This window comes from Pseudomonas sp. GW823-FHT06B06, from assembly GCF_058795195.1.
The window spans coordinates 11598-33423 of sequence record NZ_JBXAHO010000004.1 but is presented as its reverse complement, the minus strand read 5'-3'; the positions used below and the strand labels follow the sequence as shown (position 1 = coordinate 33423).

Below are 21826 nucleotides of genomic sequence, written 5' to 3'. Positions count from 1 at the left end.
GACCCGCCATGTTCAATGTGTTTTTGCGCAACGTCAGCGCTCGCCCGGAGCTGCTGATCCTGTCGCTGATGGTGATGATCATCGCGATGCTGATCATTCCCCTGCCGACGGTGCTGGTGGATTTTCTCATCGGCCTGAACATCGTGATTTCGCTACTGGTATTCATGGGGTCGTTCTACATCGAACGCATCCTCAGTTTCTCGACCTTTCCGGCGTTGCTGCTGCTGACCACCCTGTTTCGCCTGGCGCTGTCGATCAGCACCAGCCGGCTGATCCTCAGCCAGGCTGATGCGGGGGAGATCATCGCCTCTTTCGGTGAGTTCGTGATCGGTGAAAACCTGGTGGTGGGCTTCGTGATTTTTTCCATCGTCACTATTGTCCAGTTCATCGTGATCACCAAGGGCTCGGAGCGGGTGGCCGAAGTCGCGGCGCGCTTCTCGCTTGACGGCATGCCCGGCAAGCAGATGAGCATCGACGGTGATCTCAAGGCTGGCGCCATAACGGCCGAGGAAGCCAAGGAAAAACGCAGTGTGCTGGAGCGCGAAAGCCAGTTGTACGGCTCGTTCGACGGCGCGATGAAGTTCATCAAGGGCGACGCCATCGCCGGCATCATCATTATCTTCGTCAACTTTATCGGCGGCATGGCCATTGGCGTCGGGCAGATGGGCATGGACCTGTCCACAGCTTTGTCGACCTACACCCTGTTGACCATCGGCGATGGTCTGGTGGCACAGATTCCAGCCTTGCTGATCGCCATCGGCGCGGGCTTCATCGTCACCCGCGTCAACGGCGATGATGCGAATCTGGGGCGTAACATGCTCGCCCAAATGCTGGGGCATCCGTTCGTGCTGGGGGTGACGGCGCTGCTGGCAGTGGGCGTTGGACTGTTGCCCGGTTTTCCGCTGCTGACCTTCCTACCCATCGCCGCGGCCCTGGGACTGCTGGTGTACTTTCGCCGGCGCAAGGCCTCCCGGGGCGAGGGGCAGGGAGACAGTCGGTCAGCGTCGACGCAGGGTGAAGCCTTGCAGACCGGCCCGGGCCTACTCGAGGACATCGATAACGTTGCCACCGAAACCATCCCGCTGATGTTGTTGGTGCCCACCGCGCGCCTCGATGAGTTGACCAGGGCCCGTTGGGCGGCGCGTTTTCGCAGCCAGTTTTTCGTCGATTACGGGCTGCGCATTCCCGAGCCGCAACTGCGCGGCAGCGAAGCCTTGCCGGCCCATCAAGTGGCGGTGCTGATCAACGAAGTGCGCGCGGAGCAATACGATATCCATTTCGATCACTGGCGGTTGCTCGACTACTCGCCGGAACTGGAACCCATGGGCTTTGCCCTGGTGCACGGCAGCGACAGCAATCGCCTGCGCGGGGTGTGGGTCAACGCCACCGACCAGGAACGGGTGCAGCAGTTGGGCTATCACCTGAGGCCGGCGGACGAGGAATGCTACCGCTGCCTGGTCACCTTGCTGGCGCGCAACATCCAGGAGTTTTTCGGCGTGCAGGAAACCAAGCAACTGCTCGACGAAATGGAAACCCGCTGCCCCGATCTCCTCAAGGAAGTCTATCGCCACGTCACGGTGCAGAAGATCGCCGAAGTGCTGCAGCGCCTGATCGGCGAGCGTATTTCCGTGCGTAACATGAAGCTCATTCTTGAGTCCCTGGCCCATTGGGCGTCCCGGGAAAAAGACGTGCTGGTGCTGGTCGAGCACGTTCGTGGCTCGCTGGCCCGCTACATCAGCAACAAGTTTGCCCAGGGTAATGACTTACGGGTGTTGCTGTTGTCGGCTGAATTCGAAGAGGTGGTGCGGCGCGGGATTAGGCAAACCTCGGCCGGCAGTTTCATCAACCTCGAGCCGGCCGAATCCGAAGAGCTGATGGATCGCCTGAGCGTCGCCCTGGACAGTGTGCACATTGCTCAAAAGGACATGGTGCTGCTGTGTTCGGTCGATGTTAGGCGCTACATCAAGAAGCTTATCGAGGGGCGTTGTCGCGAGTTGGACGTGATGTCGTTCGGCGAAGTCAGCGAGACCGTCTCCGTCAATGTGATCAAAACCTTGTGAGGAACCCCGCAATGATGTCAATGGATATAGCCGACCTGTTACGCGAAGCGCTACGTTTTAGTGGCTGCAAGGACAGCCAGATAGGACATTTTGATAGTCACAGCACCATTGAAATGCAGATGAAGAATCTGCCCGATATCAACGTGGCGTTGGTCGATGGCGATGCCTGGATCTGGACGACGGTTGCAGAAGCGAGCCCGGGTGCAATGAGCCGTTGTGCCTTCGATTTGATGCAGTTCTTACTTGAGGGCAATGCTTTTTCCCGCACCGGGCAATTGCACCTTTGCGTGGTTCAGGAACGGCTCGAACTGCGTTTGATGGCAAATGCCCATGCCCTCGGCGACGCTGAGCACTTCGCGCAAGCCCTGGATGCTTTCGTGCAGGCAATCGAAACGCTGTGCGAACTTTTACGTCGATGAACATGCGGTTGGAAAGGCATGCGGCCCATCCTTTGCGCTTGAGCGGACCCTTGATCGAAGCCGCCTTGGGCGATGTGGTAGTTGGCGAGGTCTGCGAAGTACGGCGGCATTGGCGCCTGCCTCAGGTCGTTGCACGGGCGCAGGTCATCGGCTTCAAACCCGACGCTGTTCTGCTCACCTTGCTGGGTGATGCGAAAGGTTTGTCCAGGGAATCGATGATTGTGCCTACGGGCTCGACCCTGCAACTGTCGTGCAGTGATGCCTTGCTCGGCAGCGTAGTCGACCCTCAGGGCACTATCGTCGAGCGTCTGGTACCGTCTACGGCGCTGGCGCAACAGGACTACCCGGTGGATGCCGATCCGCCGTCGTACCAGCAGCGGCGCCCGGTAGACACCCCGTTGCGCACCGGTATTCGGGTCATTGACGGCTTGCTGACCTGCGGTGTCGGCCAACGCATCGGCATTTTCGCCGCCGCCGGCTCCGGCAAAACCACCTTGATCAATATGCTGATCAACCACACCGACGCTGATGTGTTTGTCATCGGTCTGATCGGCGAGCGCGGCCGCGAAGTAACCGAATTCATCGAGCACCTGCGCCAGTCGGAAAAACGCGCGCGCTGCGTGGTGGTGTATGCCACGTCGGATTTTTCCTCGGTGGACCGCTGCAATTCGGCCCTGCAGGCAACCGCCATCGCCGAGTATTTTCGCGACCAGGGGCAACGCGTGGTGTTGCTGCTGGATTCATTGACACGCTACGCCCGGGCGCGTCGCGACCTGGCCCTGGCGGCCGGTGAAGCGCCGGCGCGACGGGGCTATCCGGCCTCAGTGTTCGATGCCTTGCCGCGCCTGCTGGAAAGACCGGGTGTGACCGCTTCCGGCAGCATTACTGCCTGGTACACGGTGTTGTTGGAAAGCGACGACGAGCCGGACCCGATCGCCGAGGAGATTCGTTCGATTCTCGACGGACACATCTACCTCAGCCGAGCCTTGGCGGCCAAGGGGCACTACCCGGCAATCGATGTGTTGCGCAGCGTCAGTCGCGTGGCGACGCAAGTCACCCCGCCCCAGGTGCAGCAACTGGCGGCGGCGACCCGGGATACGCTGACGCGGATTGAGCAGCTGCAGGTTTTTCTCGACATGGGTGAGTACAGCCCAGGCGCGGACGCCGGCAACGACCAGGCGCTGCAGCGCCGCGCAGCCCTCGACCAGTGGTTGCGCCAGCCCACGGGTGAATGCTGTGAGCCGGACGAAGCCCTGGGCCAATTACAGGGGCTGATGGCATGAATCCATTAGCCGATCGTCTTCGCCTGTTGGCACTCGGCCAGTTCCGTCGGCAACGCGCTGAACTGCTGATAACGCGTACCCGGCAGCAACTGCAGCCGCTGGTGCAGGAGCGGGCCGCTTTCGACGCACAAAAAGCGGAGCTACACAGTTTGTTGGCCAGCCATCGCGCCAATGACTGTGTGCTTGATCACGGGCAACTGTTGGCGCTGTTGCGAAGGCAGGCGGTCATCCGGCGGCAGATCGATCTGATGCGCTTTGAGCGTGACCGGGTCGATCAGCAGTGCCGGGAGATTGAGCAAGCGTTGCAGGAGCAGCGCGAGCAACTGCGGTTAGCACAGCGCAAGCACGACAAATACGAAGGGGCTGTTCAGCTTCTGTTACGCAGGCAACGGCTGGAACAGGTGCGCCGGGATGAAAGAGAAGTCGAAGAGATGAACGGAGTTTCGCGATGAGCACTGTATCTGTAATTTCACCCTTGCCGGTTCAACCCCTGGAACCCGTCATCGAACGGCCGATGGATGAGTTGCACGACAGGCTGGTATCGGTGCAGGAGGATGAACTGCCCCAAGGTGTCCTGGCGCTGATGGTGCCGTTGATCCTGCGTCATCGGCCTCAGATGGACGCTGGTCGTGCAAGCACTTTGCAGGCGATGGTCACGCTCCCGGAAAAGCTGGCTGCTGAAGTCGACGAAGTACGGCCGCTCACACCGTCGTCTCATCCCCCAGCGCAGCCGCTTTTGAGTAAACCTGTGCAGCCCCGGTTGTTGTCACCTTTGGTTGACGTTGCGCCTGTTGTCGCCAGGGCTGTCGCGTCGGCACCGATAAACCTGGCGACTCCCATCATTGTTGAATCAGGGCCGATCCAACCGCCGTCAAACATCGTCGAACCGCTGTCGGTCGAAGTTACCACTCGTCCAGGTGCATCCCCGATACCTGAGTTCGAAGGGCAAAGGCCCGAAGCCTTATCGAGCCTCCCCACCGTACGCCATGTGCACATAGCTGCCACACCTGCGGCTTCGGCGCCCGTGATGCCGCCAGTACCTCCTGTCATCGATCCGATCATCGAAACCTTGTCGGTTGCCGACCGGGGCTTGTTTCAGGTTCCGTTCAATAAAGGAGCCGTCAGCGGGCAAGTGACAGTCAGCCGCGTGGCCGATGAGCCTGCCCGCAACCTGCAACTCAGCCCGAGCAATGCCCTGGTTTTCGAACAACTCAAAGTGTCGCTGGAGCAGGTCCGCGAACCCACGTGGCGCCTGACCAATAGCGAAGGTGAACAGCAGCGCCAGGGCTCGCGGCAGCCGCCGGACGACGAGCAGACCGAAGACGCCGGGCAGGGCGCATGAGCGCACTGAAGTTGCGCCGGATCAACGCCCAGGCACGTGCCGGCGCGCAAGCGATACGGCGCTGGCGGAGCGCGAATGTCGTCGCCGGTTCAGGCCATCCGCCAGGGCAATCGGGCTACCTGTGTTTTCGCGCATCAGGTGAGGGCGGGGAATGGCGGGGTTTGATCGACGCCCGCGACTGGTTGCATCAATCACTCCCGGGTTTGCGGTCGTTACTGACAGTCGAGTGCTCGCTGATGAGCATCGCCGAACTGTTCCGCGCGGTGCCGCAACCCTTGCTGCTGGAGGTAGACGACTTGCACTACCAGCAATTATCCGACGTCGATGTGGTGCTTCCCGGGCAATTGCCACCGCAAGAGCTGCCTTGGCTCGACACGCGTCGTGGGCGCTTGTGGTTGACCCGATTGCCATCGGCACGGGCCGCCAGCGCGCCCCTGTACACCGACTCATGGCTGAGCGATTTGCCGCTGTGCCTGGAGCTGATGCTGGGGTCGAGTCACCTCAGACATGGGATACGGCTGAAGGCGGGCGATGTCCTGCGAATCATTCAGCGTTCGCAACGATGCTGCCTGGGGCATCTATGCCTCGGCGTTTTCACTTTTACTGAACAGGGGATACACATGCAATTGACCGAGCCCGACGCCCAAGGCTCCGCAGACTCCGCACCGGAGCCCGATGTTGACCTCGGCGCTATGTCGGTGTGTCTGCAGTTCGTGCTCGCGACCCAGGAAATCGACCTGGCCACGCTGTCGCAGTTTATCGGGGGACAACTGATCCCGCTGGCGGGCGATGCGGCGCGGCACATCGAAGTGCGAGCCAATGGCAAGCCGGTGGCCCGTGGCGAACTGGTGCAACTGGAAGAGCAGCTGGCTGTGGAGTTGCTCGAGGTCTATCGCAACGACTCAATGGACGCAATGCCGCGATGAATGACGTCTCGTTGATTGCGCTGCTGGCATTCGCTTCACTGCTGCCGTTCCTGGTGGCGGCCGGCACCTGCTACATCAAGTTTTCCATCGTCTTTGTCATCGTGCGCAACGCCTTGGGCTTGCAGCAAGTGCCCTCGAACATGACCCTCAATGCGATTGCCCTGATGCTGGCGATTTTCGTGATGACGCCGGTGATGAAGCAAGGCTATGGCTATTACAAGGAAGAACAGGTGGCTTTTACCGACATCGAGTCGGTGGTGAATTTTGCCGAGAACGGGTTGGGGGGATACAAGGAATACTTGCGCAAATACACCGACCCGGAACTGGCGCTGTTCTTTGAGCGGGCGCAAGCGGTGCAGAGTGAGTCCGACCTCGGTCTGCCCGCCGATGAAGAGCTCACGCCGTCGTTGTTTTCCCTGCTGCCGGCCTACGCATTGAGTGAAATCAAAAGCGCCTTCAAGATCGGCTTTTATTTGTACCTGCCGTTCGTGATCGTCGATCTGGTGATCTCCAGCATTCTGCTGGCACTGGGCATGATGATGATGAGCCCGGTGATCATTTCGGTGCCGATCAAACTGGTGCTGTTTGTGGCACTGGATGGCTGGGCGTTGCTGTCGACCGGGCTGGTCAAGCAATACCTGACCTTGCTGGCGTAGGAGCGGCTCATGAACGATCTGGTCTATGCCGGCAATAAAACCCTGTACCTGATTCTGTTGATGGTGGCCTGGCCGATCATTGCCGCCACGGTGGTCGGCCTGGTGGTGGGTTTGATTCAAACGGTGACGCAACTTCAGGAGCAGACCCTGCCGTTCGGTTTCAAGCTGTTGGCTGTTGCCGCATGCCTGTTCCTGTTGTCGGGCTGGTACGGGGAAACCCTGCTCGATTTCAGCCGTGAAGTCATCCGCCTGGCGTTGGGTTAGCGCGATGTCGGTCACGTTGTTTTTTGACCTGTACGCCTGGTTCGCCGCCGCCATCCTGGGGGTGGCTCGCTTGGCGCCGATTTTTTTCATGTTGCCCTTTCTCAACAGCGGTGTGCTCACGGGGGCGCCACGCCAGGCAGTCATTGTGCTGGTGGCGACGGGGTTCTGGGCCTATGTGGGTGTGCCGTTGCCGGCTCTCGACGGCTTGGCATTCTTCGGCCTGGTGTTGCGTGAGGCCGGCATTGGCGTGCTGCTTGGATGCCTGCTGTGCTGGCCGTTCTGGGTGTTGCACGCCATGGGCAACCTGATCGACAACCAGCGCGGGGCAATGCTCAGCAGCACCGTGGACCCGGCCAATGGCGTCGATACGTCGGAGTTGGCAAATTTTCTCCAGTTGTTCGCCGCAGCGGTCTATCTCGAAGGTGGCGGCATGTTGCTGATGCTTGAAACCGTTGGGCACAGCTACCGCATTTGCGCGCCAGCCAATGGTTGCGAGATACACCTGTCCGCGATTGTTGGCCTGTTGGATGCACTGGTGAGCAAGACCCTGGTAATCAGCGCCCCGGTGGTGGCCACGTTGTTGGTCAGCGAAGCGCTGCTCGGTTTGCTCTCGCGGTATGCGCCGCAAATGAACGCGTTCTCGGTGTCGCTGACGGTCAAGAGCCTGGTGGCGCTGGTGGTGTTGATGTTGTATTTCGGCGTGCACCTGCCGGACGAAGTCCTGCGCATGGGCGGCAAATCCCAAGGGCTGGAACACTATCTGGGCCGTGAAGGGGAGGCCGCCGATGTCGTCCAGCGCCTCGAAGACTGAGAAGCCCACCGCCAAGCGTCTGCGCGACGCCTCACGCAAAGGCCAGACGTTCAAGGCCAAGGACCTGGTGGTCACCTGCCTGACTCTCTGCGGCATCACCTACATGGTGTTCAACAGTTCGCTGGTGGAGGTCATGGAAGTCTATCGACGCATCATTGCCAGTGATTTTGACACGGATATGCAGGCGTACTCGGCGATGCTGGTGCTGGTCGGGCTCAAGGCATTGCTGCCGTTGCTGCTGGTGTGCGTCTTGACCAGTGCACTACCTGCGTTGTTGCAAAGCGGCTTTGCACTGGCCAGCGAGGCCCTGAAGCTCAATCTCGGTGCGCTGAACCCGATCAATGGCTTCAAAAAACTGTTCAGCCTGCGCACCGTCAAGGACACGGTCAAAGCGCTGCTGTACCTGGGCAGCTTTGCCATGGCGTTGTGGATAGTCTGGATCACGCAGCGGCAACTGTTGTTTGCCCAATTGTTCGCCCAGGCCCCGGAGCTGTTCTCGATCTGGGGGCACTTGTTGCTGGTTCTGGTGTTGGCGTTCCTGGGATGCGTGCTGCTGATCGTCGTGCTGGATGCGTTGAGTGAATACTGGTTGTTCATGAAAGATCAAATGATGGACAAGGACGCCGTCAAGCGCGAGCACAAGGAGCAGGATGGTAATCCCGAGATCAAGGGCCGCCGTCGCGATTTGCACAGGGAACTCCTGTCCGAGCAGGTCAAATCCGACGTGCGCAGCTCGCGGATGATCATCGCCAACCCCACCCACATCGCCATCGGTGTGTATTTCCGCCCGGAAATCACCCTGCTGCCGTTCATCTCGCTGATGGAAACCAACCAGCGCGCCCTGGCCGTTCGAGCGTATGCCAAAGAGGTTGGCGTGCCCGTGATCAATGACATCGCACTGGCCCGACGGATCTTCAAGACCCACCAGCGCTACAGCTTCCTCCAGGTGCAGGAGGTCGAAGAAGTCCTGCGCCTGTTGATCTGGCTCGAGCAAGTCGAGCAGGCCTGATCCCCTTCTTAATCTATCCAGCGTTGGCATGAGCGCAATTTGGCAGCGTGCCTGCCAGCGCTTTGGCTCAATGCATTCGTCAGCGGCGCTGACGTTTTTTCAGGAGTGTGACTGATGAGTCGCAACAACCAACAAGACGAGCAAATCGCTCTGGATATCGTGGATGCCGTGATGGCGGGTGCGCCGTTAAAGGACGTGCAGGGCATCAGCGATGAGCACATGGACGGTCTCTATGCCTTTGCTTTCCAGTTTTATGAGCAGGGACGGCTGGACGATGCCGAGAAGTTCTTCCACTTCCTGTGCATCTACGACTTACACAATAGCCAGTATTGGCTGGGACTGGCGGCGGTGCACCAGCTCAAGCAAAACCATCAGAAAGCGATCGACCTGTACGCCATCGCCTTTGCCCAGGGCAAGAACGACTACCGCCCGATGTTCTACAGCGGTCAGTGCCAGCTCGCCCTGGGCAAGATCGGCAAGGCCCGATTGTGTTTCGAGTACGTACTCGAGCAGGCCACGGAAGAGGAACTGCGCAAACAGGCCCGGGTGTATCTCGACACCCTGGCTCACATTGAAAAACATTGTTCGGAGGACTGAACATGAGTGAAATCAGAAGTACATTCAACCCGGGTTATGCCGGAGGGCTCAGCCGTAACGAAGCCTTTGAGATTTACGGCAAAGCCGCCAGCCAGGCGGCCAGAACGGTGGATTTTCAGAAAGCGGGCCAGCAAGCGCTGGCCGGATTGATGTCGGTGAACTACGACAACGAGCACGGTAAATCCACGGCAGCTACGGGGCGTCCACAGTTGCATCTGCCGCAGGCACGCACGAGCGGCAAAGAGTCGGAAGGCGATCTGTTCACGCTGCTGATGGCGATGATCAGCGAGCTGATCGGCGAGGTCGACGTCAACAAGCTGAAACACCGCCTGGCGATGTTGCAGAGCATGGCCGGGGCTAAGCAACAGGGTCATGAAAAACTGGCGGTTGAATATGCTGAGGCCGTCGCGGCACTTGAGGCCGCTGAGGGAACCGTTGGCGGTAGTCAGCAAAATCTGGAGAAGCTGCGCGAGAAAGTCCAGCAGTGTCAGGGCTTGCTGGACGAAAGCGAGGCGCGTCTGACGAAGCTGGACCCTGAATCACCCGAATATGCGAGCGAATTGGCACTTCGTAATCATCTCAAGGGCGAGCTGGCGAATCATACCCAGGCTTTTGAAAAATCCACCAGTGCCCATCTCAAACTGATCGAAATCGCTAATGCCGCCGTTAAGGTCCTCGCGATCGTGACCGCAAAAGTCCTGGAGGCAGGCGTTGGTGGACCGCAGGTTAAACAATCGGATGAAAAGGCGCTGAGCAGCAGTGCACTGGCACTGTTGAACCGCTTGAAGATCATCGAGCTGCTCGGCGAGTCGGCGCAGAACAAGGAAGAGCTCAGTCAAGAGTTGTTTCTGGAATTGCAGGCCAAACTGCAGGAAAAAATGCAGCTCGAGTCGGACAAGTACCTGGAAGAAGTCCGAAAAGCCGAAGCGTTGCAGAAGACCATGGGCTGTATCGGCAAAATCATTGGCGCGCTGGTGTCCATCGCCACCATTGCGACCGGTGTTCTGACCCTCAACCCTGTGCTCGTAACGGTGGGGGTGATCGGGGCTGCAGTCATGATCGCGGACGAGGTGGTCAAGGAACTTACAGGTGTGTCGTTCATGGCGGAAGCGATGAAGCCGCTGATGACGGTCATGCAGGAAGCCATCAGCTTCTTTACCGATCTCTACACCAAGGTGCTGGTCGCGGTGGGCGTTGATCCCGAAACGGCGAAGGACATTGCGCAAATCGCCGGCATGATCGCGGGCATCGGCGCCACCATTGCAGCCATCGCATTGGCGGCCATCGTGGGTGCTCAGGTGATTGGGCCGATGATCGGCGCGGTCGCGTCAAAACTGGCAACTGTGGTGTCGCAGGCTGCACCTGCGGCGGTGCAGGCCGTGAAGCAGATGACCACATCGGCTGCCAACACGGCGACCCAGATGCTGACTCAATTGCGCAGTTTCATCACCAACGGTGCTGATCCTGTAGCCCTGGCACGTTACGCCACCAATCTCGAAATCGCTCGAACCCTTACCGAGTTCGTCGGCGTGGGGATGGAAGTTGGATGTGGCATTAAAAGCAGCATGCATCAGGCCCAAGCGGCAGAACACCTGGCGGACGTGAAGGTGCGCATGGCGATCAGCGAATCAATTGCCTCTTACCTCACTCAAGTGGTCGAAGACTACGGCAAGGCCATGCAAGACCGGACCCGACATATCGAACATGTTTTTTCCGATCTGCAACGCAGCCATTCCGTCAGCCTGCAAATGGCTCGGTACATCTGAACCTGCTCATAAAAAGGAATTCGTCATGTCTCAAATAAACGCAACGCCTGTGCGCACGCCTGTGGTCCCGGCGTACGATCCGCTCAACGATGCGGGCTTGAGCGAGTTGGTTGCTCAGGAACAGTTCTCCAAAGACCTCCAAGGAAAAAGGCTTTTACAACCGGCCCTGTCAGACGGGAGCGTTGCAAAGCAAATACTCCAGAGCAGTAACTCGACATTTCCTGCGGTGCAGGCGCTTGAGAACGATATCGATGCCTATCAACCCACCGAATCCGATTGGCAAGACTTCACTGCGGCCCTGGTGTTGGTCAGCGATGAAGTGCGTAACGATCTGATCTTCGATCCGGGGGCCTGGGAAAAACACGCCAACGTGCTGATCGCCGCGATCATCGCGGTCAACATTGCGCGGGTCGCCAACGCAGCACTGCGCGGGCATTTCAGTGTGATGCAGGCCGAGGCCAGCAAACTCCAGGGCGAGGCCATCATGGAATCCGGCAGGGCGGCGATCTACAGCGCCTTCTCGGCTGCGGTGGTCTCCGGTGCAATCGCCGGCTTTGCCATGGTCAAGTCCTTTCAAGGGCTTGCGCAAAAACATACTGATATCAGCCTGCATAAACGCAACGCCCTGGACGCTGGCAACATCGAACGTGACCTTACACGTGATCGCAACCGCACTGACTGGAACCCGGAAACGACCTACAAGATAACGGTGTTCGATGATTTCGGCCGGATGAAACCAGTGGATTTCAAACCCGAGGGCTCGACCCTTACACCCAAGGAGCAGCAATGGTTCAACGAGGAAATTTCCAAGGCACAGAAGGTTGGCCAAGCGTCGGATTGGCTCAGCCAGATGGGCAGCAAAGGCATTGAAAGGAAACTCGAAATCGGTCGAGCGCTTAACGCGATGTCGACGGGCATGAGTCAGGTGGTCTCCACCATGGTTCGCATGGCCGAGCATGCGGCGCGGCAGGAACAGGTGTTGCAAGAAAATGTGCAAAGCACACAAAAGAGCTTGAGCGATGAAGTCGGGGCAAAAGACTCGGCCGATGCGGCGCTCTTGCAAAAACTCATGGACATAGTGATGCAGTTATTTCAATCGCGGATTGAAGTCATTGGCAGAATGGCTTGAGTAGGGAAATGCAATGATAATTTCCAACTACACACTGCAAGCCGTTAAATCGTCGGTCAATTTAAACGTTGTTACCGACGCACCTTTACCACCCGAAATTCCTTTCGAGAATCAATCCGCTTCTTCCGTCGGGCAATTGCTGGATCGTTCGGCAAAGGAATTGAGTCGCAACCTTGGAACCATGCTCAAGCTCCAATCGGGCGCTGAAAGAATGGTCGAGAAACTGTTAGCGGGCGCAGCGGAGCAAACCCTTATTGCAGAGCTTGGTGATCTGGTTCAAGCCAAAGCCGAGCGCGGGCAAATGTGGGCGCAGCAGTTGCGCCAGTGTGGCGCGGTGATGACGCATTGCCAAGAAACCCTGCCGCCGGAACAGCGCCAATGCCTGGACGTTGCTCAGGAGCATATTCAGCTCGATCTGCAAGAAAGGTTCTCGCCGCCGACGGAAGTAGCCGAAGCGTTCGAACAGAGCATCAGTTCATCGAATGATTTCTTTGACAAACTGCTGGAGTTGATCAACCTGATCAAAAACGGCTATCTGGCCGGCTATGAACATATCATTGCGGCTTACTCGGAATTCTTTAAAGACTTCAACGAAGAGGTCAGCGCAAAGTTAAAGGACTGGATCAAAAGCGCGAACGAAGGTAAGGAGGTCGAATTAAATGCGGGCGAAATCAGGCATGCGTTGAATGCGCTGATTAAAAAATACTCACCCCCAAACGCTGCGGCAGTATTGTTTCCCGCTCCAGGCATGTTTCCCCCTCCAGGCGCTTCCAGGGAGGAAGCGGAAAAATGGCTCAAGGCGTTAGGCCTGCCTGCCACCAGCCTTCGCAATAACGGGAACGGTACGTTCAGTGTGGTCATGGACCTCGGGCCGTTGACGACGATGATGAACGGTTTACCGCCCAATGTTTATTGGATTACTTGGGATAACGCGAAATTCCAGTACTGGCAAACCGGCTTCAATGCCCAGGAAGAACGCATGAAGAACACACTGCAATCATTCACCCAGAAATATTCAAACGCCAACTCCTATCACGATAACTTCAATAAGACCTTGTCTGCACATCTGAATCAGTACGCAGATATGTTGAAGGCTATGTTGAATTTTTGAAGCGAAGCTGCCGCACCGAATTTTTTGTTGGAGGTAATAATGCCGGGTTTAATGAATGATGATCTTGAACGTCAGGTTATACAGATGCTGTCGGGTTATCTACAGGTTGATCGACGGACGATCAAGGCGGACTCACGACTGGTGGAAGATTTGTGTGTTGATTCCCTGGGTGTTGTAGAAATTGTTATGTCTGTCAATGAGGCGTTTGGTGTCGATCTACCGGCTGCTGCTGTGAAGGAGTGGCGGACGGTTGGTGACATTTGTCGTTTGGTGAGGGGGGCATGATTTTTAAAGAGAGCTTACAGTTATTGTCGTAATTTCCTACGCCATTGAGGTGATAGTCCTACGGAATCCTCCTGCTCAATTTCCTATAGTCAAGCGCTTGTTATCTTGAGCCTGATCACTCACAGGCTTGATTACGCTTGAGCAACTTTCTATAGAGAAATTTCAAAGTATGGACATTGCAACTGATCTATCGCCGGTCAAGTCATTCGTTTTTGACCACTGGCTATTGCAAAGCGATGGAACGCTGATGCGAGATGGAGAGGGGGTTCACGTCCCACCCAAAGAGTTAAACGTACTGCGCCTGCTATTGAAGTCAACGGGGACGGTGGTCAGCAAGGATTATTTGCTGGATCATGTATGGCCCGAAATGGATGCCGCCGAAGAATCGTTGACCCGCTGCATTTATGCATTGCGCAAGCTGCTCAGGGAAAACAAGGATTTCATTACGACCGTGTACGGCCATGGTTATCGATTTACCTGTGCGGTTGTTGAACTCGACACGACGGGTGAGGCGAGTACCGTGGCGCCTTCGCTGGCTGTTCTGCCGTTTCGCAATCAGGGGGAGACAGCAGCGCTGGATCTGCAGGATCTGATGATCCGTCAGTTGACTTTGGCGTTCGGCGAGGTGTTGCACGTCATTCCCTCGGGATTGATGGCGGCCTATGCTCAACCGGTCGATGTGCGGTCGCTGGTCGGGCAGTTGTCCGCGGACTTCTGCTTGAGCGGGCGCTGTAGCGGCTCGGCCGATCAGCAACAATGGTCGGTCGAGTTGATCCGTGGCCGCGATCACGCTCTGCTGCATGGTCAGACACTGGATGCAAGTGATCTCGGGGCGTCGCTTGGGGCATTGACGTGTGTGGTTGCGCAGCGTATTCCCGGCTTGCATATTGTTGGTGATGCGTGCGCGTCCTACCCGGCCGCGGTGGCGTACCTGCGTGGTTTGTGCAGCGTGCAGCAGCACACTCCGCAAAGTCTGCGCGATGCGCTGGTACAGTTTCGCCAGTGCCTGAAGCTCGATGGCGGGCACACACTGTCCTGGTACGGTTTGGCGGATGCATGGCTGGGGCAGGCAATGATCGGATTGTGTGATCAGGGCCGGGCAATCGATGAGGCACAATCGGCGATTTCCAGTGCCTTGGCATTGGACCCAGGCAACATCCCTGCATTGGCCCGCCAGGCTTTGCTCACCAGTCTGCGAGGCTGCGAGCACGCGGCCCAGGTGCTTTTCCGACGCTGTTTGCTGACTGCCGATCAGGCTGACGTTCATTACTTTCATGCCTGGCATCACTGGTTCTGGCGGCGCAACGAGCAGGCCGCGCTAAGCATCGACAACGCTCTGCGGCATGATCCTGATTGCGTAAGGACGCAGGTCTTGCGTATGCGCATTGCGCTTGCCGCAAGTCCCGAGTCGGCCTTGCTGATGGCTCGTCGAGCCCTGCAACAAGGCGCGTCGGGCAATTCTTTGCTGGTGATTCTCTATGCCGTGGTATTGGCTTATTTTGACCAGCACGCGGCAGCCTGGGACGAGCTCGAACAAGCCGGGCTTTGCGAAAGCGCAATCGGTGAACAGGGACTGGCCGCCTGGAATGTGCTGTTCGGCGTCAATCCATTCAATGCCCGCGACCTGTATGCGAACTGGCGGACTCTGGCCAGACTGCGATCCGTTGATGGCATTGCGTCGTCACGTTGGTCCGGACTGTCAGGTGGTCCGGTGGCTGAGCCGCTCTGGAGTTCTTTGCAACGATCGCCTCATGTGCCCTATCAGGCCTTGACCCAGGAACATCCTGTCCGCAAGCGACCGACGCTGGTCAGCGAGCGGCGCTTGGCATGATACCGCGCAGAATCAAGTGGCTAACGGTGCTGGTGTGCCTTGGCGCGGGCCAGGCGCAAGCCTGGTGCTGGAGTCAGGCGGGGGCGCGACATGCGATTGAACCCGAACTGCTTCGAGCGATTGCCGATGTCGAGTCGGGACAGAATCCGAACGCAATGAACTACAACAAGGACGGTTCTCGAGACATCGGGTTAATGCAGATCAACAGCCATCATTTACCCCGTTTGAGCACCCAGGGCATCACTGAGCAGCGCCTGCTGGCTGATCCTTGCCTGTCAGTTGAAGTCGGTGCGTCGGTGCTTGCCGATTTTATCGCGCGTTATGGCTACAACTGGACGGCAGTGGGTGCGTATAACGCCGGCAATTCTGCGCATCGGCAAGCTGAGCGCCTGCGCTATGCGCGCAAGGTCTGGCAGCGTTATCAGGTGTTTTCCCTGGCTCGACAATGAGGGTGTCATGAGCGCTGGCGCCAGATTCTGATGCTCTGCAGGGCACAATCAGCAGAATTCGATCATGAAGCCTGCAGCCAGCCTTTCTACCATGCCCGTTCATTTCATAGCCCTGGAGCTTGAACGGTGACAGTTCTGACGGCACCTGACCCACAACCTTGCGTTCTACGGATACTCAATGGCGCGCTGCAAGGTTGCGAATTCCCCCTCGGCGCAGGCACAACCCTGTTCGTGGTAGGGACTGTGGATCTACTAGGAGAAGGGGTACTGATTGCCAGTGTCCCAGCGGATGCCATCTTCGTTCCCCTGGAGTCGGGGGGATGCAACTTTGAGGTATTGGCCGGTCAAGTCACGCCGCAAGGCCTGCCGCTGCGGGTGCTCGATGAGTCAACGGAAATACGCCACTGTGCTTTCCAGACCAAGGTGCAGATCGGCAGCCTGCAAATAGCCGTGCGACCTGAAGACCAGCCCTGGGCACCCGAACTTCTCGGGCTGCAACCTGACGCTACCTTTGACGCCGTGGCTGTCGCGTGGTGGCGTGCCCGTTGGTCTGGATGGCTCGCCAGCGGATTGGCGCTGGCTGCCCTGGTCACCGTGGTCGGCATCTGGTCGATGCCTGGACCCACACCTGAAACCGATGTTCGCGCGTTGATCATTGGAGCCAGTGACGAGGCCAAGGTGTTGAGCGGTCGTGACAATGCGATCTATGTGTTCGTGACTTCCGAACGGGATGCCGGCTGGAGTCGGCAAGTGCTGGTGCGCCACAACACACTGAGCGGCAAAGTGCTGGTGATGGATCAGGAGCGTCGTCGGCTTGAGCAACTGCTGGTCGACCATGATCCGCAACTGGCCTGGCACTCCATAGACCTGAAGGATCCTTCGGTACCGCGCCTGTTGCTGAGTGCACAACGCAATCTGCTCACCCCTCTAAAGCAGGCAAAACTGCTCGATGTACTGCTCTTGGCCGCGCCTTATGCCCAGGACATAACGGTGCAAATGCAGGAGGACAAGCAGCTCGTCGATCTGGCGCAAGAGGGTTTGCAGCGGCTGTCGCTGGCCTACAGCCGCATTGAGCACGAGGACAGTGTCACGTTTGCCGTTGCAGGCAATTTGCAGGATTCCGAACTGGCGAACGCCCGCCGGTACATCGACAGCTTTTACCGGCAGTGGGGTGATCGCTACGTGCACTTCACCGTCGAGCTCAAGGACGACTTGCTCGGGGGCAAGTCGTTCCAGACCGGCCCGCAGGGCTACATCAAGATGACTTCGTCATCATGGCATTTTCCTACACAACGCTAAAAGGTGATTCATGGCTGACATTGCTATCCCCATCGACTTTTCCGATGACTTTCTCGGGCGTCAGGCCGAGGCATTCGAAAACGGCGCCGCCTCCCTCAAGACTGCGCTGGACAAAGCGCTGGATGACTTGAAGAAGGATGCATCGGACCCTGGTCTGCTGGCGGCTTATCAGGCCGCGTTTTCGTCCTACACGGTGTTTCGAAACGCTCAGACCAACACGATCAAGGGCTTCAAGGATATCGACATGGCGATCATCCAGGCCGCTCGCTGACTCTTCTTTTTTTGACCGGCCATCGGTACGTGACGATGGCCATTTTCATGAGTACATCGCATGGCTATTCAAAACATTTCTCTGTCTGGTATTGACCGGGCAGTCTTTACGGAACTGCGCGGCCCACACGAAGGCCCGATCGTATCCCTTGAGTCCCGATTGATCGAGGCATTTGCCGGTTCTGCGGTCAGTAGCGAGCAGGACGTTTCAGCCATCAATCAGATGATGCAAAGCCCGAATATCACCAGTCCCGAAGTATTGGCCCAGTTGCAGGAATTGACTGGGCAATACAACGTGGACATCAACCTGCTCAACGTACTGGTCCGCAAAGCGGTAGGTACTGCCGAAACCCTGTTGCGTGCGTCATGAAGCCAGGCATTTTGCTGATGCTGTTGTGCCTGGCGCTGTCGGGGTGTCGCCAACCCGATCTGCTTGAAGGGCTGGATCAGCAGCAGGCCAATGAAGTGCTGTCGGTGCTGCTGCGCAACAATATAGCGGCGGTGAAAGTCGATGCCGGCAAAACTGGTTACGCGGTGAAGATCAATCAGGTCGATTTTTCCGCGGCGGTTGATTTGCTCAACCTCTATTCCTTGCCTTCGCGGCCGCGCCTGCAAGTGGCAGAGATGTTTCCTGCCGACACGTTGGTGGCCTCGCCCCGCGCTGAAAAAGCCCGGCTTTATTCGGCGTTGGAGCAGCGAATCGAACAGTCGCTGGGTGTGCTCGAAGGCGTGGTTTCGGCGCGAGTGCATGTCAGTTACGACCTGGAGGCCGGCGAAGGCGGGCGCAAGACGCCGCCTGTCCACCTCTCGGCAGTGGCGATCCATGAACTCGACGTCGACCCGCAATTGCTGATCACCGACATCAAGCGTTTTCTCAAGAACAGTTTTGCGTCGGTCGAGTACGAGAACATCTCGGTGGTACTGTCCAGGCGCTCGCCGACCCAGCATATCGCGCCGTCCGTGGCCGCCACGCAAGGGGATTCGCACTGGACGTGGTTGTTGTCCGCGTTGACCGGATTGCTGTTGGCCAGTGGCGCAGCCTGGGCTTACCGCCAATCAAGCGCAGGACAGCGTAATGTCGCACGTTGAGTCTTTATCGCAGATTCTCGCCGAGCCCCTGAGTTACTTGCATCCGCAGCGCCTGCTTTTGCCAGAGGAATTTACCTGGCCTGAAGCACGAAGTCTGCTCAACCGAATACTGCTCGAAGGGCTTGAAAAACAGGGGGCATCACCTGCGACGCCGCCGACGGCGGTGGCGCAGCAGTGGGTTCGCCATTGGCGACAGTTACCTTATATCGCAAGGCTGATGGGCGCTCATCGCTTGATGCCCGATCTGGCGCGAGGCGCGACGTTGCTTCGCCTGCCATTGCCCCTGCGTCGGTTCGCCGGTTACAGCCTGGGTGTTCGATGCGCCCTGACGATCGGGAGCTCGCCTGTTTCGATGGAGCAGGTCGAAGCCGCCGGCCTAAATGCGTTATGGAGTTTGTACGCGCAGGTACCGCAAGCCTTGCTCGAACGCCTGCCCCTGCAATTTTCCGAACCGGTTGTTCGCCTGCACAGGCAATGGCCAGTCACGCAACCCGATACAGCGCTTTTCTTTTTGGCGGTGCAGCATGCTCGACTCTATCCGAACCCTGACTGACCTTCCCGCGGCGAGCGATGCGCTTGTATCCCGCGAAGACATCGCCGCCGCGCGTCGACGTCGAGTGTTGCAGCAACAGGCCCAGCGCTGGGCCCGTGATTGTGTAGAGCAGGCTCGGCGTGACGCCGAAGCGCTTCACGCCCATGCCTTTTCGCAAGGCTACGCCAACGGCATCTTGCGCGTCATCGAGCATCTGGCTGACAGCTTGCTGGGATCGCAGGCGTTGGGGCAGCGATTGCGCAGCGACCTTGCGCAGTCCGCTCGTGATTTGCTCGCAGACGCGTTGAAGCGACCCGAATGGCTGGACGAAATGTTCGAGCGTTGGCTAACGGCACAACCGGCCGGCTCGGGCGCAGTGTTGCAAGTGCTGCTGCCGATGCATTGTCGGCCCCAGGGCAATGAACTTCGCGAGCGCCTGAGCCGGCTCTGGTCCGGCGAACTGGTCCTCGACTATCACCCGCAAGAGCGCTATGTGGCACGGCTTGCGGATCAGTTGCTCGAATTCGATCTTGAAACGACGAGGCAACGTCTGGAACCGCGCTTGCTCGCGTGCGTGGCGAACCTGCCAGAGTCGGTTCGCACCCTGGACCGGGCCTCCATGCAGGCGCTCACGGATCTGTATTCGACCTTTGCCGAGCGCTCGGCCGATGCCACGCAAACTGCCCCTACCGAGGTCCCCCATGAAGATTGAAAGCGGTTTGAGTCTGCGCACGACTGAGAGCGGGGGGCGCGCAACGGTCGAGTCGATTGAGTCGCATATACGTGCAGCCAACCGGAACGTGCCTGAAAACAAGCGTCCGGACCCCGAATTCGAGCGCCTGTATGAGTTGCTGTCAGCCATGGAGGGGCAGGGAGAAAAGGTCATCCATGCGTTTCTCCGTTCACTTCGAGGCGCAGATGGCGAATCACCAGCGTACCCCACTGCCAAGGCGTTGATGGCAGTTACGCTGCAGGTGCTGGTTCGATTGAAGGACGACGGGCTGGAAAAGTCGCTGCTTTATGAGGAAATCGAAGGCGCCAACGGCCTTGCATTCAGCATGGACGTCTTCGTCAAGGGCTTCATGCGTGAGGTGTTTCAACCGATGGAGGATGAAGCTTGGGAGAAGAGTGAATGGTGAGGTGAAAGGAGCAACCCTGAGAGAACTTTTGTTGTTTAAAAAAGGATACGACGATGGCTTTACCTATCGCGGGAAATTTCGGAAGAGTAATTACGCTACCTGGACCTTTGACGGAACCCTCAACTGCGGCCAGTCGCAGTTCGGACTTGATGTTGAGCTCATCAAGACTTGAAGGATCGTCGGCTTTTCATCTGGCCATGTTGGGAACACCCAGGCAAGTCGCAGTGGCCATGGAAAGCATGGACCGTCGTGTAGCGTTTCAGGTAGAGGAGAGCTATAGGCAATTAGGCGAGACAGACCGAACTGTAGTGGGACGGGTGAGCGACTTCATTGACCATGGAGGCTTACCTGAAGAGTTGGTCAATGAAGACTTTTTTGCTCGGGCCACCGAGTTAAATCAAGCGGATAACGAACAAACCCGCGAAAGTCGAATGCGCACGGTGCTTGAAGCCGGTCTGGAGTTGTTGGGGAAAGCCGGGGAGCCCGCTCGCAATTTATTGAACATCACGGCGCGTACAGGCCTGGTCGTCGCGCTGACCACGGTATTGCGCCAGATCGTCGGTTATTACGTGGAAAAAGCTATCCGGGAGGGTGATTCACCCGAGGCATCTCGCGCATGGGAGGTGACTGCTATAACGATGATTGGACCCGCGATGAGTCTGATGGGCGCCATCCGCGACGAGTGCGCGGGCACGGCCAGTCTTCAGTCACGACTGGGGCGCGTTTGCATGGCCAGCATTACGATGGGCGCTCTGATTGCCGCGCACGTGACCGGTGCTTCGAACACCATGCTTTCGAGCATCATCAATACCAATATATATACGGTGGCTCGAGATCTGAGCAACGCCTTCTTCCCTTTGCAGGACAACGCAGGCGCAGCCAGTGCCGGAGCTACCGGGGTAACCACGGTAGCTTATGGCACATTGCAATATTTACTGGCTGAATTGGGAGCCTTGATGCCGCTGAGTGGTCCGGGTCGATACGCGGCCGACCTTGGCTACAGCCTGGGCGCGGATATCATCCAGGGTGCAATGAATGCCACGGGCGCGGTCTTTGACGATTTCATCTTTATCCTGTGCAGAAGCTGGCCCTTGCTGTCTCCTTCGGCTGGACTGGATTCAGTGTTGTCCGACCCGGAGTCACTGCAGCAAAGTGTGCTGCAAGTACGGGCCGGGGCACGTCTGCCCTCACGGGAGCAACTGACTGATGCGCTGTTGAATGTCAACGCGTCCCGAACTTCGGCATTTCAGGCCCTCAATCTTGCAGTATCCGCGGCGGCCGTCGAGTTGGCTTTGACTGATATGGGTGAGGAGACTCAAGGCCATGTTGTGAATGTCTGTGTAATGCTGATGCTGATGCTCATCTACTTTCCGTTTATCTGGAGTTGTTCCCAGCGTACTGACAATCAATGGTCGCCAGAGCAATTGCGCGAGAATCCTGCGCCGTAAAGGCTTTGCGTGGTGTCGTCAAGAATGTGGAGTGGGGCAGGTCTAGCACAGGTCCTCGCCTGTCCCCCTCCACCCGGCTATAATCGCCGGCTCAATTCGCCGCCAATCGAG

General features: G+C 58.0%; 25 protein-coding genes. All 25 read left to right on the top strand.

Going from position 1 to position 21826, the window contains the following annotated elements; genetic code table 11:
• The first annotated feature begins 8 nt into the window (after window positions 1-8).
• The 25 genes from AC1Q8Q_RS04555 to AC1Q8Q_RS04435 all read left to right on the top strand — a co-directional run bounded on the left by AC1Q8Q_RS04555 (window position 9) and on the right by AC1Q8Q_RS04435 (window position 21715).
• Entirely contained in the window at window positions 9-2060 is a 2052-nt protein-coding gene (locus AC1Q8Q_RS04555; protein WP_033045165.1) for an EscV/YscV/HrcV family type III secretion system export apparatus protein, read from the top strand.
• Window positions 2061-2071: 11 nt separating this feature from the next.
• The gene (locus AC1Q8Q_RS04550; RefSeq protein WP_033045164.1) at window positions 2072-2479 is read left to right on the top strand and encodes an InvB/SpaK family type III secretion system chaperone; all 408 of its coding nucleotides are present in this window, start codon (window positions 2072-2074) and stop codon (window positions 2477-2479) included.
• Complete coding sequence (gene sctN / locus AC1Q8Q_RS04545; protein ID WP_033045163.1) at window positions 2476-3762, top strand: type III secretion system ATPase SctN; 1287 nt, start codon at window positions 2476-2478, stop codon at window positions 3760-3762. Before AC1Q8Q_RS04550 ends, sctN begins: the two co-directional genes overlap by 4 nt.
• Window positions 3759-4214, top strand: a complete 456-nt coding sequence (locus AC1Q8Q_RS04540) for a SpaM family type III secretion system protein (protein ID WP_033045162.1) — start codon at window positions 3759-3761, stop codon at window positions 4212-4214. The genes sctN and AC1Q8Q_RS04540 overlap by 4 nt, the downstream gene beginning before the upstream one ends.
• Window positions 4211-5104 carry a SpaN/EivJ family type III secretion system needle length determinant gene (locus AC1Q8Q_RS04535; protein WP_492614858.1) on the top strand — a complete coding sequence of 298 codons (894 nt, stop codon included), beginning with the start codon at window positions 4211-4213 and terminating at the stop codon, window positions 5102-5104. Before AC1Q8Q_RS04540 ends, AC1Q8Q_RS04535 begins: the two co-directional genes overlap by 4 nt.
• Window positions 5101-6030: a FliM/FliN family flagellar motor switch protein gene (locus AC1Q8Q_RS04530; protein ID WP_168758729.1), complete on the top strand. Its 930-nt coding sequence runs from the start codon at window positions 5101-5103 to the stop codon at window positions 6028-6030. Before AC1Q8Q_RS04535 ends, AC1Q8Q_RS04530 begins: the two co-directional genes overlap by 4 nt.
• Window positions 6027-6686: an EscR/YscR/HrcR family type III secretion system export apparatus protein gene (locus tag AC1Q8Q_RS04525; protein WP_020795891.1), complete on the top strand. Its 660-nt coding sequence runs from the start codon at window positions 6027-6029 to the stop codon at window positions 6684-6686. The genes AC1Q8Q_RS04530 and AC1Q8Q_RS04525 overlap by 4 nt, the downstream gene beginning before the upstream one ends.
• A 9-nt stretch (window positions 6687-6695) precedes the next feature.
• Entirely contained in the window at window positions 6696-6950 is a 255-nt protein-coding gene (locus AC1Q8Q_RS04520; RefSeq protein WP_168758728.1) for an EscS/YscS/HrcS family type III secretion system export apparatus protein, read from the top strand.
• A 4-nt stretch (window positions 6951-6954) separates the two neighbouring features.
• Window positions 6955-7761: a type III secretion system export apparatus subunit SctT gene (gene sctT, locus AC1Q8Q_RS04515; RefSeq protein WP_168759217.1), complete on the top strand. Its 807-nt coding sequence runs from the start codon at window positions 6955-6957 to the stop codon at window positions 7759-7761.
• The gene (locus AC1Q8Q_RS04510; protein ID WP_168758727.1) at window positions 7736-8770 is read left to right on the top strand and encodes an EscU/YscU/HrcU family type III secretion system export apparatus switch protein; all 1035 of its coding nucleotides are present in this window, start codon (window positions 7736-7738) and stop codon (window positions 8768-8770) included. The genes sctT and AC1Q8Q_RS04510 overlap by 26 nt, the downstream gene beginning before the upstream one ends.
• A 114-nt stretch (window positions 8771-8884) precedes the next feature.
• The gene (sicA, locus tag AC1Q8Q_RS04505; RefSeq protein ID WP_168758726.1) at window positions 8885-9367 is read left to right on the top strand and encodes a type III secretion system translocator chaperone SicA; all 483 of its coding nucleotides are present in this window, start codon (window positions 8885-8887) and stop codon (window positions 9365-9367) included.
• Between the two features lie 2 nt (window positions 9368-9369).
• On the top strand, window positions 9370-11133 hold the full coding sequence (gene sctE, locus AC1Q8Q_RS04500; protein WP_492614857.1) for a type III secretion system translocon subunit SseC family protein: 1764 nt from the start codon (window positions 9370-9372) through the stop codon (window positions 11131-11133).
• A 25-nt stretch (window positions 11134-11158) separates the two neighbouring features.
• Window positions 11159-12262, top strand: a complete 1104-nt coding sequence (locus AC1Q8Q_RS04495) for an IpaC/SipC family type III secretion system effector (protein ID WP_168759216.1) — start codon at window positions 11159-11161, stop codon at window positions 12260-12262.
• A 13-nt stretch (window positions 12263-12275) separates the two neighbouring features.
• Window positions 12276-13373, top strand: a complete 1098-nt coding sequence (locus AC1Q8Q_RS04490) for an IpaD/SipD/SspD family type III secretion system needle tip protein (RefSeq protein WP_168758724.1) — start codon at window positions 12276-12278, stop codon at window positions 13371-13373.
• A gap of 39 nt (window positions 13374-13412) precedes the next feature.
• The gene (locus AC1Q8Q_RS04485; protein WP_168758723.1) at window positions 13413-13658 is read left to right on the top strand and encodes an acyl carrier protein; all 246 of its coding nucleotides are present in this window, start codon (window positions 13413-13415) and stop codon (window positions 13656-13658) included.
• Window positions 13659-13785: 127 nt separating this feature from the next.
• Window positions 13786-15489, top strand: a complete 1704-nt coding sequence (locus AC1Q8Q_RS04480; protein WP_492614856.1) for a winged helix-turn-helix domain-containing protein — start codon at window positions 13786-13788, stop codon at window positions 15487-15489.
• Window positions 15486-15938: a transglycosylase SLT domain-containing protein gene (locus tag AC1Q8Q_RS04475; protein ID WP_033040152.1), complete on the top strand. Its 453-nt coding sequence runs from the start codon at window positions 15486-15488 to the stop codon at window positions 15936-15938. Before AC1Q8Q_RS04480 ends, AC1Q8Q_RS04475 begins: the two co-directional genes overlap by 4 nt.
• Before the next feature lie 126 nt (window positions 15939-16064).
• On the top strand, window positions 16065-17237 hold the full coding sequence (locus AC1Q8Q_RS04470) for a PrgH/EprH family type III secretion apparatus protein (RefSeq protein WP_168758722.1): 1173 nt from the start codon (window positions 16065-16067) through the stop codon (window positions 17235-17237).
• Window positions 17238-17247: 10 nt separating this feature from the next.
• Window positions 17248-17508 (top strand): type III secretion system needle filament subunit SctF, encoded by a 261-nt coding sequence (gene sctF, locus AC1Q8Q_RS04465; RefSeq protein ID WP_168758721.1) that lies wholly within the window; start codon window positions 17248-17250, stop codon window positions 17506-17508.
• 60 nt (window positions 17509-17568) lie between these two features.
• Window positions 17569-17877 (top strand): type III secretion system inner rod subunit SctI, encoded by a 309-nt coding sequence (gene sctI / locus AC1Q8Q_RS04460; RefSeq protein ID WP_020795903.1) that lies wholly within the window; start codon window positions 17569-17571, stop codon window positions 17875-17877.
• Entirely contained in the window at window positions 17874-18596 is a 723-nt protein-coding gene (locus AC1Q8Q_RS04455) for an EscJ/YscJ/HrcJ family type III secretion inner membrane ring protein (RefSeq protein ID WP_020795904.1), read from the top strand. Before sctI ends, AC1Q8Q_RS04455 begins: the two co-directional genes overlap by 4 nt.
• A gap of 37 nt (window positions 18597-18633) precedes the next feature.
• On the top strand, window positions 18634-19149 hold the full coding sequence (locus tag AC1Q8Q_RS04450; protein WP_492614855.1) for a secretion system protein: 516 nt from the start codon (window positions 18634-18636) through the stop codon (window positions 19147-19149).
• Window positions 19121-19840, top strand: a complete 720-nt coding sequence (locus AC1Q8Q_RS04445; RefSeq protein WP_168758720.1) for an oxygen-regulated invasion protein OrgB — start codon at window positions 19121-19123, stop codon at window positions 19838-19840. The genes AC1Q8Q_RS04450 and AC1Q8Q_RS04445 overlap by 29 nt, the downstream gene beginning before the upstream one ends.
• Window positions 19830-20267, top strand: coding sequence for a hypothetical protein (locus AC1Q8Q_RS04440; RefSeq protein ID WP_168758719.1), 438 nt, complete (start codon window positions 19830-19832; stop codon window positions 20265-20267). The genes AC1Q8Q_RS04445 and AC1Q8Q_RS04440 overlap by 11 nt, the downstream gene beginning before the upstream one ends.
• Window positions 20268-20320: 53 nt before the next feature.
• Window positions 20321-21715, top strand: a complete 1395-nt coding sequence (locus AC1Q8Q_RS04435) for a hypothetical protein (protein ID WP_168758718.1) — start codon at window positions 20321-20323, stop codon at window positions 21713-21715.
• The last annotated feature ends 111 nt before the right edge of the window (window positions 21716-21826 follow it).

Bases quoted from the DNA above. Each gene is read 5' to 3' on its own strand.
- AC1Q8Q_RS04555 (WP_033045165.1), top strand. From the start codon at position 9: ATGTTCAATGTGTTTTTGCGCAACGTCAGCGCTCGCCCGGAGCTGCTG.
- AC1Q8Q_RS04550 (WP_033045164.1), top strand. From the start codon at position 2,072: ATGATGTCAATGGATATAGCCGACCTGTTACGCGAAGCGCTACGTTTT.
- sctN (WP_033045163.1), top strand. From the start codon at position 2,476: ATGAACATGCGGTTGGAAAGGCATGCGGCCCATCCTTTGCGCTTGAGC.
- AC1Q8Q_RS04540 (WP_033045162.1), top strand. From the start codon at position 3,759: ATGAATCCATTAGCCGATCGTCTTCGCCTGTTGGCACTCGGCCAGTTC.
- AC1Q8Q_RS04535 (WP_492614858.1), top strand. From the start codon at position 4,211: ATGAGCACTGTATCTGTAATTTCACCCTTGCCGGTTCAACCCCTGGAA.
- AC1Q8Q_RS04530 (WP_168758729.1), top strand. From the start codon at position 5,101: ATGAGCGCACTGAAGTTGCGCCGGATCAACGCCCAGGCACGTGCCGGC.
- AC1Q8Q_RS04525 (WP_020795891.1), top strand. From the start codon at position 6,027: ATGAATGACGTCTCGTTGATTGCGCTGCTGGCATTCGCTTCACTGCTG.
- AC1Q8Q_RS04520 (WP_168758728.1), top strand. From the start codon at position 6,696: ATGAACGATCTGGTCTATGCCGGCAATAAAACCCTGTACCTGATTCTG.
- sctT (WP_168759217.1), top strand. From the start codon at position 6,955: ATGTCGGTCACGTTGTTTTTTGACCTGTACGCCTGGTTCGCCGCCGCC.
- AC1Q8Q_RS04510 (WP_168758727.1), top strand. From the start codon at position 7,736: ATGTCGTCCAGCGCCTCGAAGACTGAGAAGCCCACCGCCAAGCGTCTG.
- sicA (WP_168758726.1), top strand. From the start codon at position 8,885: ATGAGTCGCAACAACCAACAAGACGAGCAAATCGCTCTGGATATCGTG.
- sctE (WP_492614857.1), top strand. From the start codon at position 9,370: ATGAGTGAAATCAGAAGTACATTCAACCCGGGTTATGCCGGAGGGCTC.
- AC1Q8Q_RS04495 (WP_168759216.1), top strand. From the start codon at position 11,159: ATGTCTCAAATAAACGCAACGCCTGTGCGCACGCCTGTGGTCCCGGCG.
- AC1Q8Q_RS04490 (WP_168758724.1), top strand. From the start codon at position 12,276: ATGATAATTTCCAACTACACACTGCAAGCCGTTAAATCGTCGGTCAAT.
- AC1Q8Q_RS04485 (WP_168758723.1), top strand. From the start codon at position 13,413: ATGCCGGGTTTAATGAATGATGATCTTGAACGTCAGGTTATACAGATG.
- AC1Q8Q_RS04475 (WP_033040152.1), top strand. From the start codon at position 15,486: ATGATACCGCGCAGAATCAAGTGGCTAACGGTGCTGGTGTGCCTTGGC.
- sctF (WP_168758721.1), top strand. From the start codon at position 17,248: ATGGCTGACATTGCTATCCCCATCGACTTTTCCGATGACTTTCTCGGG.
- sctI (WP_020795903.1), top strand. From the start codon at position 17,569: ATGGCTATTCAAAACATTTCTCTGTCTGGTATTGACCGGGCAGTCTTT.
- AC1Q8Q_RS04455 (WP_020795904.1), top strand. From the start codon at position 17,874: ATGAAGCCAGGCATTTTGCTGATGCTGTTGTGCCTGGCGCTGTCGGGG.
- AC1Q8Q_RS04445 (WP_168758720.1), top strand. From the start codon at position 19,121: ATGCTCGACTCTATCCGAACCCTGACTGACCTTCCCGCGGCGAGCGAT.
- AC1Q8Q_RS04440 (WP_168758719.1), top strand. From the start codon at position 19,830: ATGAAGATTGAAAGCGGTTTGAGTCTGCGCACGACTGAGAGCGGGGGG.
- AC1Q8Q_RS04435 (WP_168758718.1), top strand. From the start codon at position 20,321: ATGGCTTTACCTATCGCGGGAAATTTCGGAAGAGTAATTACGCTACCT.